Raw genomic sequence first — 16457 nt, 5'->3', positions numbered from 1 at the left:
GTGTGCTGGTGCAGCTGGCTGCCCTGCTCGGTATCGAACCTTCGGGCCTGGTCTGCGCGCGGCACGAGGGCGACGACGTTCGCCTGGGCACCGAGGTGGTGGCCGCCGCCGGGCGCTGCGCGATTTACCAGGACCAGCTGTTCGACGACATCGACGACCTGGTCGTCGCCGGCAGCCTGCGCCGGGCCTTCGACACCGGGGCGCGCCAGCTGGGGCCCCGCCACATGAGCCTGTGCTTTCGCGGCCGCCAGGGCCAGGCCTTTGCCGTCTACCTCGAATCCGAAACGGCACTGCGCCCGGTCGACGAGCAGTTGCTGGACGTGTTCTGCTCGAACATCGCGATCTGCTGCGAAAACGTCGAGCTGCTGGCCGAGCTGCGTGAGCATGCCTTCACCGATCGGCTGCTGCGGCTGCCCAACCGCGTCGCTTTCATCGAGCGGATCGAGTCCATGCACAGCCGACAGGCGCTGGCCGGCAAGGCGGTGGCGTTGATCGACATCGACGAGTTCGCCGAAGCGAACGACATGTTCGGCCACGCCTACGGCGACCGCCTGCTGCAGGCCATCGCCGCCCGGCTGGTGGATGCGCTGGGCGACCGCTGCGTCGTCGCGCGTGTGGCGGGTGACGTGTTCGGCGTGCTGGGCGAAGAGGTGCTGGTCCGGCCGCAGGTACTGATGCCCTTGTTCGAGGCGCCGTTTGCGCCGGCTGGCACCGAACACCGCGTGTCCGCGTCGATGGGGCTGGTGCGCCTGACCGGCTACGCCGGCACCGGGGCTGACCTGCTGAAAGACGCGTCGATCGCGATCAAGCGCGGCAAGGCCGGCGGCCAGGGCCAGGCGATGTACTTCACCGAAGCGATCGCGCAGGAAAGCCGCCAGCGCACGCGGCTGCTGGCCGACCTGCGGCATGCCTTCCAGGCGCGCGAGCTGTACATGGCCTTCCAGCCGCAGATCGACCTTCGCAGCAACCGCATCGTCGGTGTTGAAGCCCTGATGCGCTGGCCCACAGCCGACGCGATGATCTCGCCCGAGATCTTCATCCCGGTGGCCGAGCAGTCGGGCCTGATCGTCGACCTGGGCGAGTGGGCGCTGCACCAGGCACTGTGCCTGCTGGACGCGCTGCGCGCCGAAGGCTGGCCGCTGCTGCGCGTGGCCGTCAACGTGTCGCTGGTGCAGTTCCGCCACCCCGGCTTTCTCAATGCGGTCGACCGCGCGCTGCGCGAACACCAGGCGCCCGCCCAGGCGCTGGAGCTGGAGATCACCGAGTCGGTGGCCATGATGGGGTCGACAGCAATCGAGCGCGCGTTGCATGAGCTGAAGTCGCGCGAGATCGCGGTGGCGATCGACGACTTCGGCACCGGCTATTCGTCGCTGTCGTACCTGGACCGCCTGCCTGTCGACCGGCTGAAGATCGACAAGGCCTTCATCCGCCCGTTGGCCGCACCGCAGCCCGACACGCGGCTGGTCGAGATGGTGATCGCGCTGTCGCACAAGCTGGGTCTGCAGGTGGTGGCCGAAGGCGTCGAGACCGAGGCCCAGGCCGCACTGCTGCGCCAGTTCGGCTGCGATGAGGCGCAGGGCTATTTGTGGGGCAAGCCGATGACCGCCGACGAGCTGCGGCGCGTGCTGGCTGCCGACCGGGCCAAGGATGGGCCGCACCCAACGGAGCAACCGCCATGAGCCAAGCCAACGAAGCGGGCGATGCCCCTCCCAATGCCCCGGGCCGCATCGCCGCCAAATCCACCCATTCGCTGGCCTCCGACCCCTACCGCGCCGGCATCGAGTTGGGCACAGCGCTGGCCGAGATCCAGCCCGAACTGGTGCTGGTGTTCGCCGCGGTGGACCACGCCCGCAACCCCGAGCTGCTGGAGGGACTGTACGACGCGCTGGGCCACCGCGAGGTCATCGTGGCCGGCAACTCGGGCGACGGCTACTTCGTGCCCGGGCAGGCCTCCAACCTGGGCGTCGCGGCTTTGGGGCTGACCAGCCATGGCGCGGTGCGTTTTCGGGTGGCCTCGGCCACCGGTGTGCAGGACGAACCTGAAGACGCGGTGCGCCGCTGCCTGGCCCAGCTGAAGGAACAGCAGCGCGAGGCGCCGTCGCTGTACTTCCTGTTCAGCGACTTCCGCACCGACGCCAGCCGCATCGAAACCGTGGTGCGCGACGAGATCGCGGTGCCGGTGATCGGCGGACTGGCCGCCGACGACAACCAGATGCAGCAGTGCTACGTGTTCTGCAACGACCAGATCCTGACCAACCATGTGGTGATGGTGGCGGTCGAGGGCGCGCTGAACTTCGACATCTCGATCGGCAACTCGCTGAGCCCGGTCGGCAGCGCCGGCCTGGTCGACCGGGCCAGCGGCACCAACGTGATGCAGATCGACGGCCTGGAGGCGATGGCCTTCATCGAACGCGAAACGGGCAAGCAGGTGCTGCAAACCGACCGCGGCGTGCTGGCGCTGACGGTGACCGACAGCGACCGCCGGGACGAGAAGATCCTGCGCGCCATCGTGCCCGATTTCAGTGTCGAGTCGGGCTCGCTGGGGCTGTACGGCAGCATCCACGCCGGCAAGCACGTGCGGGTGTGCCTGGCGGAACCCGAGCAACTGATCGGCGAGGTCTACCGCATCGCGGCCGAAGCGCGCTCGCGCCATTTCGAGCCGGCGGCCGCGTTCTTCGTCAGCTGCAACGGCCGCAAATGGCTGCTGGGCGAGCAGATCCGCCACGAGACGCTGGCGCTGTCGGAAACCTTCGGCATCGACCTGCCGCTGATCGGTTTCGCGTCGTTCGGCGAGATCGGCCCGCTGAAGGCTGCCGACGGCGGCTACACCCGCAACCTGTTCCACAACATGACCTACGTGCTGCTGCTGATCGGCCAAGCCCGAGCCGGCTGACACGGGATGGAACACACCAGCCTGTTCTACAGCACCGTCGACCCTGCGCCGCCAGGCTTCGAGCGGGTGCAGTTGAGCAAGCGCCACCTGCTGGGCGGCACGGTGGTGGTCCTGGTCCAGTCACTGGAAGAGCTGCGCGCCGTGTTGCCGGACTTCGAGCAGCGCATGCGCGGCGTGGTGCTGCTGCGCCGGGGCGACGAGGCGTCGACCGTCGGCTGCCTGTCGTCGCCGGAGCAGGCCCTCGGCCCGCTGCTGTGGCTGCTGGCGATGCCCACCGAGCATTGGGACGAGATGCAGGCCTGGCTGGCCGGGCTGCTGTCGGCGATCGACCGCGCTTGCACCCACGAAGAGGCGCAGCGGGTGGCGCTGCTGGACAACGACCGCCTGCGCTTCGAGCTGGGCCGTGTGCGCGACGACTACAACCGTGTCACCAGCAGGCTGCAGAAGCAGGTCAACGAGTTGACCGAAGCCAAGGCCCTGCTCGAGTCGTGGAACGAGCAGCTGGAGGTCAAGGTGACTGAGCGCACCGCCGAACTGGCGCGCTCGCGCAAGCTGGCGAGCCTCGGTTCGCTGATGGCCGGTTTTGCGCACGAGATGAACACGCCGCTGGGCAACGCGCTCTTGTCGGGCACTACGCTGGGCGACGAAGCGCAGCGCCTTGAAACCGACATGGCCGAGCAACGGCTGAAACGGGCCGAACTCGAGTCCTTCTTGCAGATGTGCCGCGAGACGATGGACGTGATCCAGCGCAACCTGCGGCGCGCGGCCGACCTGATCCACCATTTCAAGCATGCCGAGGGCGATGTCGGAACCGAGCCGCTGCAGCGCTTCTCGCTCATCGACGTGGTGCAGGACGCAGTGACCAGCTTCGACCCCAGCCTGCGCGCCGGCCAGCACGAGGTGACGCTGGACATTCCGGCCGACCTGACGCTGGAAAGCTACCCCGGCGCGCTGGGCCAGGTGTTGTCGAACATGATCAGCAATGCGCTGCGACACGGCTTCGACGACCAGCTGAAAGGGCACATCACGATCTCGGCCCAGTCGCGGGCCGACGACCAGCTGGCACTGCAGTTCGCTGACAGTGGCTGCGGCATCCCGAGCGGCCAGCTGGACAAGATCTTCGACCCTTTCTACACCACCAAGCTGGGCCAGGGCGGCTCGGGCATCGGCCTGTACCTGGTCTACAAGCTGGTGTACCGCGTACTCGGCGGCACGGTCCACGTCTGGAGCGAGCCGGGCAACGGCACGCGCTTTGAGATCGTGCTGCCGCGGCACGCCAAGGCCGCGGCCGAGTGATGCGGCGGCCTACGCCACCCGGTCTATTTGCAGAAAGGTGCTGCGGGTCGTCTGCAGCACCGTGCCCTGCACCTTGTGGCGGATCATCGTGTAGACCCGGTCGCCCGGAAAAATCTCGGTCGACGCGCTGTGCGAGATCTGCCAGGCGTCGCCCGAATTGCCGCGCACGGCCGTCGCGCTCATCGCAACCACCTTCATCAACCCGGGGCTGACCTGCACGCCTGTCGTCAACGGGTTGTGAATCGAAACGCTGACCGTGTCGTCGGCGATCACCTTGGCGTGCACGATCAGTGATTTGGCGACCTCGGCTGGCAACACATCGGGCGCGACCTTGATGTGCGAGGCCATCGCCATGTCGCCCACCCGCACGGTACCGGCCGGCTCGACCTTGATCTCGGTGCTGACGGTCCCGCCCGGTGCGATCGCCGGCGGCGCCCAATTGCCCTGGTAGCGGGCCATGCGCGGCGGGTCTGAGGCGGGGGTGTTGAAGAAGCCGATGCGCTCGTGCGGGGGCAGCGGCTCGTCGGGCTGGTCGGCGCGCTGCAACCGCAGCCCGACCTGGCGCATGTCGATGTCGAACCCGGTCTTCATCTGCCAGTCGGCCGAGACCACCAGCTCGTACAGGCCGTGGGTGCGAAACAGCACCTTGCCGCCGGGCTGCAGGCTGAAGTCGCTGCCGGTCTGGAACTGCACGTCATCCCACGGCACCAGGTAGTCACCCTCAGGCGGGCACTGGAAATCGTTCAGCAGCTTGTAGCGGCCGCGGGAGTCGAAACGGGTCTGCGCGAATGCGGGCAACGGGGCGACGGCCGCCAAGGCGCCCAGTGCGCAACTCGCTGCGCCGCTGCCCAGCAGGCGGCGGCGATGTGTGTCGACCCTGAGGTCAAGTCGTCGTTGGGTCATCGAATGCTCCCTGTCAATTGAAGGTTAGTGCCGCGTGGCGGCCCGACGTTGTAGCGCCACAGCGGACGCATGTCGATGACAGGCGATGACAAAAGAGAAACAAAAAAGCCGCCGGACGGGCCCCGGCGGCTTGAGTGATACAGCGCGAATGGTGCGCTGATGCAGCGGATTACTTGCCGTCGCCCGGCACCTTGCCTTCCACGCCCTTGACGTAGAACTTGACGCCACCGAGGAACTTGTCGTCGGCGACCACGTCCTTGGCCAGCTGTTCCTTGCCGGTGTTGTCGACGATCGGGCCCTTCCAGATCACGAAGCTGCCGTCTTTCAGGCCGGCCTTCACCGTGTCGAGCTTGGCCTTGGCTTCGGCCGGCACGTCGGCGGCGACCGAGACGAAATCGATCGCGCCTTCCTTGACGCCCCACCAGGACTGGCCAGTCGCCCACTTGCCCTCCAGCGCATCACGCGTGGCCTTGATGTAGTAAGGACCCCAGTTGATGACCGCCGAACCGAGGTGGGCCTTGGGGCCGTAGGCCGACATGTCCGAGTCCCAGCCGACGGCACGCTTGCCTTTGTCTTCGGCGGTCTTCAGCACCGCGGCCGAGTCGGTGTTCTGCATCAGCACGTCGGCGCCGCCGTTGATCAGCGAGGTCGCGGCCTCGGTTTCCTTCGGCGGGTTGAACCACTCGTTGACCCAGACCACCTTGGTCTTGATCTTCGGGTTCACGCTCTGCGCGCCGAGCGTGAACGAGTTGATGTTGCGGATCACCTCGGGGATCGGGATCGAGCCGACCACGCCCAGCGTGTTGGTCTTGGTCATCGAGCCGGCGATCACGCCGGCCATGTAGGCGCCCTCGTAGGTGCGCGAGTCGTAGGTGCGCAGGTTCGGCGCCGTCTTGTAGCCAGTGGCGTGCTCGAGCTTCACCTCGGGGTGGTCGGCCGCGACCTTCAACATGGGCTCCATGTAGCCGAAGGTGGTGCCGAAGACCAGCTTGTTACCCTGGCCGATCATGTCGTTGAAGACGCGTTCGGCGTCGGCGGCTTCAGGCACCTTCTCGACGAAGCTGGTGACGATCTTGTCGCCGAACTCCTTCTCCAGCAGCTTGCGGCCGTTGTCGTGCGCAAACGTCCAGCCGCCGTCGCCCACCGGGCCGACGTAGGCAAAAGCGATCTTCAGCGGCTCGGGCTTGGCCGGCGCGGATGCTACCGCGCTCGCCGCCTCGGGTGCCGGCGCTTCTTCCTTCTTGCCGCAGCCCACCAGCGCGGCAAGGGCGGCGACCGCCGCAGTGGCGAGCAGGGTTCGCTTCGAGAGGGTCATGAAGGGCTCCGTGGGGTGATGGGAAAGACGGGCGGAATGATAGGCGCGGCGAAGGTCAATTGCCGGGGAAGAAAGGCTTCCCAAGTGAAGCCGGCATATTGACTTTGATCCAGTTCGGGTTGCGCGAGATCAGCACCAGCACGACGATGGTCGACAGGTACGGCAGCATCGTCAGCCACTGGCTGGCGATCTGCACGCCTTCGCCCTGCAGATGGAACTGCAGCATCGTGACGCCGCCGAACAGGTAGGCGCCGAGCAGCACGCGCGTCGGCCGCCAGGTGGCGAAGGTCGTCAGCGCCAACGCGATCCAGCCCTTGCCGGCGACCATGCCCTCGACCCACAGCGGCGTGTAGATGACCGAGATGTACGCACCGGCCAGCCCGCACAGCGCGCCACCGGCCACCACCGCGGCCAGGCGGATGCGGCGCACCGGGTAGCCCAGCGCATGGGCCGATTCGGGCGATTCGCCAACCGCGCGTAGCACCAGGCCGGCACGCGAGCGGTACAGGAACCAGGCCAGGCCGAATGCCAATGCGATCGCGCCGTAGACCAGCGGGTGCTGGCGAAACAGCGCCGGCCCGACGAGCGGGATATCCGACAGGAAAGGAACGGCGAACTGCGGCCGCGTGCCGATGCGCTGCTGCGTGAACGAGATGCCGACGAAGGCCGAGAAGCCGGCGCCGAACAGACTGAGCGCCAGCCCAGTGGCGTACTGGTTGGTGTTGAGCCAGATCACGAGCACGCCAAAGGCAGCCGCCATCAGCGCGCCGGCGCCCATGCCGGCGGCAAAGGCCAGCGTGTCTGAGCCCGAGTGAACCGCGGTCGCAAAACCGGCGATCGCGGCGACCAGCATCATCCCCTCGGCACCGAGGTTGACGATTCCGGCGCGTTCGTTGATCAGCAGGCCGAGACCAGCGATCGCCAGCACGGTGCCGGCGTTCAGCGTGGCGGCCAGCAGCAGAGCCAATTCATTCATGCTGCCACCCTCTTGCCGAAGCGCACCCTGTAGTGGATCAGCGTGTCACAGGCCAGCAGCGAAAACAGCAGCAGGCCCTGGAACACACCGGTCAGCGCCTTCGGCAAACCCAGCCGCGACTGCGCCAGCTCGCCGCCGATGTAGAACATGCTCATCAGCACGGCCGAGAAGACGATGCCCACCGGGTGCAGCCGGCCAACGAAGGCCACGATGATCGCGGCGAAGCCGTAGCCGGCCGGCACATACGGCGTCAGCTGACCGAGCGGCCCGGCCGCTTCCAATGCACCGGCCAGGCCAGCCAGCCCACCCGACATCAGCAACGCCGTCCACAACGCGCGGCGCGACGAGAAGCCGGCGTAGCGCGCCGCCGCAGGTGCCAGCCCGCCAACTTGCAACGCAAAGCCGCGGTAGGTGCGAAACAGGAACACCCACAACGCGCCGACCGCCGCCAGCGCAACAACCAGGCCGATGTTCATTCGCAACCCTTGCACCAGCCGCGGGATCTTCGTCGTCGCGTCGAAGGTGATGGTCTGCGGAAAGTTGTAGCCCGCCGGGTCCTTCCACGGCCCGTAGACCAGGTAGGCCAGCAGCATGTCGGCCACGTAGACCAGCATCAGGCTGACCAGGATCTCGTTGGCGTTGAAGCGGTCGCGCAGCAGCGCCACCAGTGCCGCCCAGGCCATGCCGCCCAGCGCACCGGCGAGCAAGATCGGCACGACGATCCCCTTGCCGAGCCACGCGGTATCCGGCCCCGCCTGCATCGCCACCCAGCCGGCCGCCAGCGCACCGACCACGAACTGCCCCTCGGCGCCGATGTTCCAGATGTTCGAGCGAAAGCAAACCGCCAGCCCGAGCGCGATCAGCACCAGCGGCACTGCCTTGATCGACAGCTCGGACAAGGCATAGGCACTCTTCACCGGCTCGATGAAGAAGACCTGCAGGCCCCGAACCGGGTCTTTGCCCAGCGCGGCAAACAGCGCAATGCCGATCAGCACCGTGATCACCAATGCCAGCAGCGGCGAGCCGATCGACATCGCCTTCGACGGCTGCGGCCGCGCTTCAAGCTGCAGCATCGGCCGCCTCCTGCGTCGGCCACAGGCCCGACATCCATTCGCCGATCTTCTCCACCGTCGCTTGCGACGTGGCGATCGGCGGCGACACACGGCCCCGCGCGATCACCAGCAGCCGGTCGCTGATCTCGAACAGCTCGTCCAGCTCTTCGCTGACGATCAGCAGCGCGCAGCCCTCGTCGCGCAGGCGCAGCAGCTCGCCGCGGATCTGCGCCGCCGCGCCCACGTCCACGCCCCAAGTCGGCTGCGCGACGATCAGCAGCTTCGGCTTGGCATCGATCTCGCGGCCGACCAGAAACTTCTGCAGATTGCCGCCCGACAGCGAGCGCGCCACCGCATCCGGACCGCCGGCCTTGACGTTGAAGCGGGCGATCAGGTCGGCTGCCAGCGCGCGCGTGTCGGCCAGCCTGAGCCAACCGCCGCGGCCCACCGTCTGCGTGCGCGTCAGCAGCGTGTTCTGCGCCAGGCTCAGAGACGGCACGGCGCCGCGGCCCAGCCGCTCTTCGGGTACGAAATGCAAACCCTGCTGGCGGCGCTGGCGCGGCGACGCGGCAGCGATGTCGTGCCCGAACAGCGTGACGCTGCCGGCCGGCGCACGCCGGTCTTCGCCGGACAACGCGGCCATCAGCTCCTGCTGGCCATTGCCCGAAACCCCGGCGATGCCAACGATCTCGCCCGCCTTCACCTGCAGCGACACCTCGGCCAGGCTGACGCCAAACGGGTCCAGTTGCGGCAGGCTCAAGTGCTTCACGTCCAGCGCCACCGCGCCGGTATGGGCCTCGCGGTGCGCCAGTGCCGGCGGCTCGGCGCCAATCATCAGGCGCGACAGGCTCGCGTTGGTCTCTTGCGTCGGATCGACCTCGCCCGTCACCTTGCCACCGCGCAGCACCGTGCAGTGATGGCACAGGTGGCGGATCTCGTCGAGCTTGTGGCTGATGTAGAGAATGCTGCAGCCCTCGCTGCTGAGCTGGCGCAGCGTGACGAAGAGCTTGTCGACCGCCTGCGGCGTCAGCACCGAGGTCGGCTCGTCGAGGATCAGCAGGCTCGGTTTGCTCAGAAGCGCCCGCACGATCTCGACCCGCTGGCGTTCGCCGACGCTGAGCGTGTGCACCGGGCGCAGCGGGTCGACTTCGAGCCCGTAGCCAGCGGCGACCTGGCGGATGCGTTCGGTCACCTGCGCCAGCGTCTCGTGTTTACCCAAGCCGAGCCAGACGTTCTCAGCCGCGGTCAGCGTGTCGAACAGCGAGAAGTGCTGGTAGACCATGCTGATGCCCAGCGCGCGAGCCGCTGCCGGGCTGGCCACCTTGACCGGCTCGCCGTTCCACAGCACCTCGCCCGCATCGGGCTGCGTGGCGCCGTAGATGATCTTCATCAGCGTCGACTTGCCGGCCCCGTTCTCGCCCAGCACCGCGTGGATCTGGCCGGGTGCGACGCGCAGCGAGACGCCATCGTTGGCTCGCACGGCAGGGTACTGTTTGGTGATCCCTCGCAGTTCGAGGCGCAACGGTGCGGCGGGCGGCATCAGCAAAGGTCGTTGTGGGCGGGATCGGAAGAGAAAGCGCCGCGTCGATAACGCTCGACGCCGGCGACACGGGTGCTCACCACATGGCGCTCGTCGCCCAGCGTCAGCCAGGCGAAGACCGCATCATGCAAGTCCCGGGCCACCGATTGTCTGCGGGCTTCCACGGGGCTGGCGGCGCGGTCCCAGACGACGATGTCGGCTTGAGCGCCAGGCTCCAGCGAGCCGATCTCGTGGCCCAGGTGCAATGCCTCGGCCGCGCCACGCGTCGCGGCATGCAGCAACGCCCAGGCGGTCACGCGACGGTTGGCCATCGCCTGCACCTTGTAGGCATCGGCCAACGTGCGTGGCATCGACAGGCTGGTGCCGCCGCCGACATCGGTGCCCATCGTCACCGCGGCGCCGGCTGCGCGCGTTGCGGCCCAGTCGAACAGCCCGCTGCCGAGGAACAGGTTGGACGACGGGCAGTGCGCGATCGCCGCACCGTGCGTGGCGAGCAGCGCGCGGTCGTCGGCATCGAGCCAGATGCCGTGGGCCAGCATCGCGCGTGGGCCCAACAGGCCGTAGTGGCGGTAGACGTCGAGATAGCTGCGTGCCTGCGGAAACAGCTGCGAGACCCAGCGAACTTCGTCGGTGTTCTCGGCGACGTGGGTCTGCATGTACAGGCCCGGTGTCGCTGCCATCAGAGCACCGGCCATCGCGAGCTGCGCTTCGGTCGAGGTCGGGGCAAAACGCGGCGTCACCGCATAGGCGATGCGACCACGGCCGTGCCAGCGCGCGATCAGGTCGACACAGTCGCGCTCGGCCTGGGTCACGTCGTCGCGCAGGAAGTCCGGCGCATGGCGGTCCATCAGGACCTTGCCGCCGATGAGCCGCATGCCACGCTGCTCGGCGGCGCTGAAGAGCGCGTCAACCGAAACCTTGTGCACCGTCGGGAAGACCATCGCCGCGGTCGTGCCGGCAGCCAGCAGGCCGTCAAGGAACAACGCCGAGATGGCCGCCGCATGCGCTGCATCGGCCATGCGCGATTCGGCTGGAAAGGTGTGCTGCTCCAGCCAGTCGAGCAAGGCGGTGCCGTAGGCCCCCAGCACGTCGACCTGCGCGCTGTGCACATGGGTGTCGATGAAGCCGGGCAGGATCAGGCGGCCAGGGTGTTGCTCGCGGGGCCAGCTGTCGTCAGGTGCTACGGCCTGCACACCGGCGATGCTGCCGTCGTCGCCGATCAGCAGCCAGTGGTCGGGGCGGTAGCGCACGGCCGGGCTGGTGGTGTCGTCCAGCGCCGGTGCGTCGATGAAATCGAGCAGGTCACCCTGCAGAGCCAAGCGTCTCGTCATGCGCTCATGATCTCGCTTTGGTGGCGGCCGGTGCAGCCAATTCGCTTGCCACGCCACGCACCTGCTCGCGCAGCCAGCGTTGCGCAGTCGAAGCGTGGCTGCGCTCGTGCCAGAGTTGGTAATACGCCATCGGCGGAAAGGCCACCGGGCACTTGACGATGCGCAGCGGCGCTTGGCCGCCGACGAAGCGTTAGCAAAACTGGCGCCCGGTCGTCAGCACGAGCCGGCTTTGCGACACCATCTGCGGCGCCAGGCTGAAGTGGGCGCAGCGCACGGTGACGCGGCGCTCCAACCCTTGCAGCGCCAGGTGCTCGTCGATCACGCCGCGCGCGCCGGGGTGCAGCGGCGTCGGTGCGATGTGGTCGCTGTCGAGGTAACGCGCCGCCGTCCAGCCGCGTGGGTTCTTCACCGCCGGGTGATCGGCAGCCACCAGGCAGACCACTTCGTCGGATGACAGCCGGCCCAGGTGCAATTCGTCTGGTGGCTCCAGCCAGTTGCCGATTACGAGATCAACCTCGCCGCCGGCGAGCTTGCGCCGATAGTCGAACTCAGCCGACAAAGGATGCAGCTCGAGCTTGGCCTGAGGTGACATCTGCTGCAGCCGGGCCACGACGCCGGGCAGGAACAGCGGGTCGAGGTAGTCGCTGGCGGCGATGCGCATCGTCAGCGTCGCCTGGGCCGGATCGAACGCACGGCCAGGGCGTGCCGGGCCGAACAGGACTTCCGCTTCGCGCAACAGGCGCTCGGCCGGGGCCAGCAGGGCCAACGCGGTGTCGGTGGGCGCCAGGCCAGCGCCGGCGCGCACCAGCAACGGGTCGCCGGTCAGCACCCGCAGACGCCGAAGCTGCGCACTGACCAACGGTTGCCCGCTGCCCAGCCGCAAGGCGGCACGCGAAACGCTTTGCTCAGAAACCACGGTGTACAGCACCTTCACCAAGTGGAGGTCGATGTTCGCGAAATCCGGCGGCTGTGCCATACGTCAAAACGCATGATACTCAGGTGTTTGACGACATGCCCGACTTCGCTGACCGGAGTACCTTCGCAAAGATGAGTGACACGCGCCCGATCCAGTTCGTCTACCGCGGCCAGCCGGTACGCGTTGCCGTGCCCGAACCGACCCGCAGCGTGCTGCAGTGGCTCCGCGAAGACGCGCGGGCTTGCGGCAGCAAGGAGGGCTGCGCTGAAGGCGACTGCGGTGCCTGTACCGTGATCGTCGCTGAGTTGGCCGACGAGGTGCCCGAGCCGAGCCGCGCGGTGCGTGTAGCCGGTCTCGCGCTGCGACCGGTCAACGCCTGTATCCGATTCCTGCCCACATTGCATGGCAAGGCGCTGCTGACTGTCGAAGACCTGTCCCAGGGCGACGAGCTGCACCCCGCGCAGCGCGCGCTGGTCGACTGCCACGGCTCGCAATGCGGTTTCTGCACCCCGGGATTCGCGATGTCGCTGGCGCTGTGCCATGAACGCCATGCCGAAGCAGGCAGCAAGCCGACACGGCCTGAGCTAGCCGATGAGTTGAGCGGCAACCTGTGCCGCTGCACCGGCTACCGGCCGATCCTCGATGCCGGCGAGGCGATGAACACCCTGCCCGGCCCACGTCTGCCGCTGGAAGCCCTGGCCGACCAGTTGCGAGCGCTACGCGACGAGCCGGCGCCATCGATCGGCGGCTTCAATGCGCCGCGCTCGCTGGCCGAGCTGGCCACGCAGCGCGAGCAGCAGCCCGACGCCACGCTGCTGGCCGGCGCGACCGACATCGGCCTGTGGGTCAACAAACAGTTCCGCGCACTGCCGCAGCTGATCTACCTCGGCGACGTGGCCGAGTTGCGCACGATCGACAACGATGGCGCCACGCTGCGCATCGGCGCCGCGGTAACGCTGGAAGACGGCTGGGCCGCGCTGGTGCAACGCTGGCCGGGCTTGAGCGAAATGCACCGTCGTTTCGCCGGCCCGCCGGTGCGCCACGCCGGCACGCTGGTCGGCAACCTGGCCAACGGTTCGCCGATCGGCGACACCGCGCCGGTGCTGATCGCGCTCGGTGCGACGCTGACCTTGCGCAAGGGCACGACCGCGCGCGAGCTGCCGCTGCAGGACTTCTACGTCGACTACATTAAGAACCAACTGGCCCGCGGCGAGTTCGTCGAGGCCGTGTCGGTTCCGCTGCCTGTGCCCGGTTGGCAGGTGCAGGCGCACAAGCTGTCCAAGCGCTTCGACTGCGACATCTCGGCGGTCAGCGCCGGCTTTGCGATCAGGCTCGATGGCGAACGTGTGGCCGAAGCGCGGCTGGCCTTCGGTGGCATGGCGGCGATCGTCAAGCGAGCGGCTGCCACAGAGGCTGCAATCGTGGGCCAGCCATGGATCGAAGCCACCTTGCGCGCGGCGCAGAAAGCGCTGACCACCGACTTCCAACCGCTGACCGACTTGCGCGCCAGCGCCGACTACCGGCGCCAGGCCGCCGCCGCGTTGCTGGAGCGGCTGTGGCTGAGCACGCGGCCCTCGCAACCGCTGGCGCTGCACGAACTGCGAGTGTTCGCCTGATGGAAATGACCCCACCCCGAACTGCTGGCGCACCGGTCGTCGGCTCGGCACTGCCGCACGAATCGGCCACGCTGCATGTGACGGGCCGCGCCGCCTATGTCGACGACCTGCCCGAACTGGCCGGCACCCTGCATTGCGCGCTGGGCCTGTCTCCCGTGGCGCATGGGCGCTTGATCGCGATTGATGTCGACGCACTGAAGCGCGAACCCGGCGTGGTCGCCGTGTTCACTGCCGTCGACATCCCCGGCCACAACGACTGCGGGCCGATCGTGCACGACGACCCGATCCTGGCCGATGGCGTGTTGCGCTACCTCGGCCAGCCGGTGTTCGCAGTGATCGCAAACGACCGCGAAGCCGCGCGCCGTGCCGCCGCGAAGGCGAAGCAGGTGTTGCGCATCGAGCCGCTGCCCGCGGTGCTGACGGTGCGCGAGGCGCATGCCAAGCAGGACTACGTGGTGCCGCCGATGCACCTGGCGCGCAGCCAATCCGGCGACGGCGAAGCGGGCGTGAAGCGCGCCATCGCCACGGCGCCACACCGTTTGACCGGCCAGTTCTCGCTCGGCGGCCAGGAACAGTTCTACCTCGAAGGCCAGATCGCCTACGCGTTGCCTCAAGACGACGGCGGGCTGAAGGTGCATTGCTCAACGCAGCACCCGAGTGAGATGCAGGCCGTCGTCGCGCATTCGCTCGAACTGAGTGCGAACCAGGTTCTGGTCGAGTGCCGGCGCATGGGCGGGGGCTTTGGCGGCAAGGAGTCGCAGTCAGCGCTATTTGCTTGCGTCGCGGCGCTGGCCGCGAAGAAGCTGAACCGTCCAGTGAAGCTGCGGCCAGACCGCGACGACGACTTCATGGTCACCGGCCGCCRCCACGGCTTCGAGTTCGATTGGGAAGTGGGCTTCGACGACGAGGGCCGAGTGCTCGGCTACGAACTCACGCTGCTCGGCCATGCCGGTCATTCAGCGGATCTGTCGCCGCCGGTGATGACCCGCGCGATCTGCCACGTCGACAACGCCTACTGGCTACCCGAGGTCGCGATCCACGGCTACCTGCCGCGCACCAATACACAGAGCAACACGGCGTTCCGCGGCTTCGGCGGGCCGCAGGGTGCGCTGGTGACCGAGATCGTGCTGGACACGATTGCGCGCCACCTGGGCCGCGACCCGTTGGAGGTGCGGCGGGCGAACTGGTATGGCACCGACGAGCGCAACGTCACGCCCTATCGTCAAGCTGTCACCGACAACGTCATTGCGCCGCTGGTCGACGAACTGGGAACAAGCGCCGACTATGCGGCACGGCGCGCGGCCATCGCGGCATTCAACGCCGCCAGCCCAGTGCTGAAGAAGGGCCTCGCGATGACGCCGGTGAAGTTCGGCATCTCATTCAACGTCAACCACTTCAACCAAGCCGGCGCGCTGGTGCATGTCTACACCGACGGCTCGGTTCTCGTGAACCACGGCGGCACCGAGATGGGCCAGGGCCTGAACACCAAGGTCGCGCAGGTGGTGGCGCACGAGTTGGGCTTGCCGCTGGCGCGCGTGCGCTGCACAGCGGCCGACACCAGCAAGGTCGCCAACACCTCGGCCACCGCCGCGTCGACAGGCTCAGACCTGAACGGCAAGGCCGCGCAGGACGCAGCACGCAAGATCCGCGACCGGCTCGCCGCGCTGGCGGCCGACACGTTGGGTGCGCCCGCCGACCAGCTGCACTTCACCAACGCAGAGGTCGTCGCGCCCAGCGGCGCCGCGATCCATTTCGACGCATTGGTGCTGAAGGCTTACCAAGCCCGCGTGCAGCTGTGGTCCGACGGCTTCTATGCGACGCCGGGCCTGCACTGGGACCGCGCCACGTTGACTGGCCGGCCGTTCTACTACTTCGCCTACGGTGCCGCCGTCAGCGAGGTGCTGCTGGACAACCTGACCGGCGAATGGAAGCTGACACGCGCCGATCTGTTGCACGACGTCGGCGCTTCGCTGAACCCGGCCATCGACATCGGCCAGATCGAAGGCGCCTTCGTGCAGGGCATGGGTTGGCTGACGACCGAGGAGCTGGTCTGGCACCCGCAGACCGGCGCGTTGCTGACCCACGCCCCATCGACCTACAAGATCCCGACCGCGAACGACGTGCCCGATGCGTTTACGACGCGACTGTTCGCCAACCGCAACGCCGAAGACAGCATCCATCGCAGCAAGGCAGTCGGTGAGCCACCGTTGCTGCTGGCGTTCTCGGTGTTCCTTGCTTTGCGTGATGCCGCTGCAGCCTGCGGCGCACCGGGTTGCCAACCGCCGCTTTCGGCGCCGGCGACACCGGAAGCTTTGCTACGCGCTGTGCGCGCGGTTCGCAGTGCATGAGATGACAGCGGCAAAGCAGCGGGCATCTGCCATGGGTCCGTTGGCGCCTGTCCACGCGCTGACCTGCAGCGGTCGCGGCGGCAGGGCGGCGTCGGTGCCCCCGTTCTCCGGCCCACGCTCGCGGGGCACGGTCGCGCCACGCGACCGACAGTCGCGTCAACATCGTGGTGCCACAGCAGCGTGGTGGCGACCGCGAATGGGGCCTGCGCCCGGAGGCACCACCACCACCCTGCAAGCACCGCCCGTGACATGGCACGCGCAGGCAAGACAC

Annotated in this window: 12 protein-coding genes; 5 read left to right on the top strand and 7 right to left on the bottom strand. The window is 67.9% G+C overall.

What is annotated here, in order from left to right; all coding sequences use genetic code 11:
- The 3 genes from AC1DYI_RS11595 to AC1DYI_RS11585 all read left to right on the top strand — a co-directional run.
- The coding region (locus AC1DYI_RS11595) for a putative bifunctional diguanylate cyclase/phosphodiesterase (protein WP_477204264.1) at nucleotides 1-1679 on the top strand (1679 nt) is incomplete at its 5' end.
- Complete coding sequence (locus AC1DYI_RS11590) at nucleotides 1676-2893, top strand: FIST signal transduction protein (RefSeq protein ID WP_477204263.1); 1218 nt, start codon at nucleotides 1676-1678, stop codon at nucleotides 2891-2893. The genes AC1DYI_RS11595 and AC1DYI_RS11590, both read left to right, overlap by 4 nt.
- Nucleotides 2894-2899: 6 nt before the next feature.
- The gene (locus tag AC1DYI_RS11585) at nucleotides 2900-4189 is read left to right on the top strand and encodes a sensor histidine kinase (RefSeq protein ID WP_477204262.1); all 1290 of its coding nucleotides are present in this window, start codon (nucleotides 2900-2902) and stop codon (nucleotides 4187-4189) included.
- A 9-nt stretch (nucleotides 4190-4198) separates the two neighbouring features.
- Here the strand turns inward: AC1DYI_RS11585 and AC1DYI_RS11580 are convergent, their stop codons facing one another.
- The 7 genes from AC1DYI_RS11580 to AC1DYI_RS11550 form a co-directional block, all read right to left on the bottom strand.
- On the bottom strand, nucleotides 4199-5092 hold the full coding sequence (locus AC1DYI_RS11580) for a hypothetical protein (RefSeq protein ID WP_477204261.1): 894 nt from the start codon (nucleotides 5090-5092) through the stop codon (nucleotides 4199-4201).
- 169 nt (nucleotides 5093-5261) lie between these two features.
- Nucleotides 5262-6407 carry a BMP family ABC transporter substrate-binding protein gene (locus AC1DYI_RS11575; RefSeq protein WP_477204260.1) on the bottom strand — a complete coding sequence of 382 codons (1146 nt, stop codon included), beginning with the start codon at nucleotides 6405-6407 and terminating at the stop codon, nucleotides 5262-5264.
- A 55-nt stretch (nucleotides 6408-6462) separates the two neighbouring features.
- Complete coding sequence (locus AC1DYI_RS11570; RefSeq protein ID WP_477204259.1) at nucleotides 6463-7383, bottom strand: ABC transporter permease; 921 nt, start codon at nucleotides 7381-7383, stop codon at nucleotides 6463-6465.
- Nucleotides 7380-8456: an ABC transporter permease gene (locus AC1DYI_RS11565; protein WP_477204258.1), complete on the bottom strand. Its 1077-nt coding sequence runs from the start codon at nucleotides 8454-8456 to the stop codon at nucleotides 7380-7382. The genes AC1DYI_RS11570 and AC1DYI_RS11565 overlap by 4 nt, the downstream gene beginning before the upstream one ends.
- Nucleotides 8443-9975 (bottom strand): ABC transporter ATP-binding protein, encoded by a 1533-nt coding sequence (locus AC1DYI_RS11560; RefSeq protein ID WP_477204257.1) that lies wholly within the window; start codon nucleotides 9973-9975, stop codon nucleotides 8443-8445. Before AC1DYI_RS11560 ends, AC1DYI_RS11565 begins: the two co-directional genes overlap by 14 nt.
- Nucleotides 9975-11306 carry a guanine deaminase gene (guaD, locus tag AC1DYI_RS11555; protein WP_477204256.1) on the bottom strand — a complete coding sequence of 444 codons (1332 nt, stop codon included), beginning with the start codon at nucleotides 11304-11306 and terminating at the stop codon, nucleotides 9975-9977. Before guaD ends, AC1DYI_RS11560 begins: the two co-directional genes overlap by 1 nt.
- Nucleotides 11307-11496: 190 nt before the next feature.
- Nucleotides 11497-12282: a LysR family transcriptional regulator gene (locus tag AC1DYI_RS11550; RefSeq protein WP_477204255.1), complete on the bottom strand. Its 786-nt coding sequence runs from the start codon at nucleotides 12280-12282 to the stop codon at nucleotides 11497-11499.
- 71 nt (nucleotides 12283-12353) lie between these two features.
- On the opposite strand from AC1DYI_RS11550, the gene xdhA reads away from it, so the two are divergent.
- Both xdhA and xdhB read left to right on the top strand, forming a co-directional pair.
- Nucleotides 12354-13838, top strand: a complete 1485-nt coding sequence (gene xdhA, locus AC1DYI_RS11545) for a xanthine dehydrogenase small subunit (RefSeq protein WP_477204254.1) — start codon at nucleotides 12354-12356, stop codon at nucleotides 13836-13838.
- 5 nt (nucleotides 13839-13843) lie between these two features.
- Nucleotides 13844-16186: a xanthine dehydrogenase molybdopterin binding subunit gene (xdhB, locus tag AC1DYI_RS11540; protein ID WP_477204253.1), complete on the top strand. Its 2343-nt coding sequence runs from the start codon at nucleotides 13844-13846 to the stop codon at nucleotides 16184-16186.
- The last annotated feature ends 271 nt before the right edge of the window (nucleotides 16187-16457 follow it).

Source organism: Ideonella sp. P3_A4, assembly GCF_056403075.1.
This window is presented reverse-complemented; position numbering and strand designations above follow the sequence as displayed.